Source organism: Polaromonas sp. P1_G2, assembly GCF_056405515.1.
On sequence record NZ_JBFUBY010000847.1, the window covers coordinates 1 to 536 of the forward strand.

Annotated in this window: 1 pseudogene; it reads left to right on the plus strand. The window is 59.3% G+C overall.

The annotated features are described in order from the left end of the window. Window positions 1-346: 346 nt before the first annotated feature. Window positions 347-536 (plus strand): annotated as a pseudogene (locus AC1D0P_RS27945) (hypothetical protein); the annotation flags it as partial.

A 536-nucleotide genomic window follows, 5' to 3' on the forward strand; every position in this document is an offset into this window, starting at 1 on the left:
GTCGAAGACGTCGAAGCCTTCTGCGCCCGAAGTGCCGGGAACGGGCTTGAATTCGGCCCGATTCATCAGGCCGACGGCTACTCTTTCGCCAACGCCAAAGATCCCTGCCTGAACTCCATTTCGGTTTCCAGCCGCGCCTTCCGCAAGGTCGATTGATGGCCGCTTTTTATGACAGGATCGGGCCCCAGCAAAACAATTGACAGCCGTCTGCAAACCCGCATAATCTTTCGTACACATACGATCTAAGGAGCCGGAGAGCTCCGTATGGGGAATGAGCCCTCTGGGGTTCTGTTTGCGTCCGATTTTGCGTCGACATAGGTTCAAAACGAAAACTGGGGAACGCCAAATGACCAATTCGATCTTTTCGGCAGGCTCTGCCATCACGCGCCGCACGGCGCTCAAGTCCATGGCCGCGGGCGCCGCGACTTTGGTTGCTTCACCCTATGTTGCGCGCGGCGCGGAAGGCGGCACGATCAAGCTCGGCGCGCCATTCCACCGCACCGGCATCGGCGCCTCCTACGGCCGCTGGTATGAGC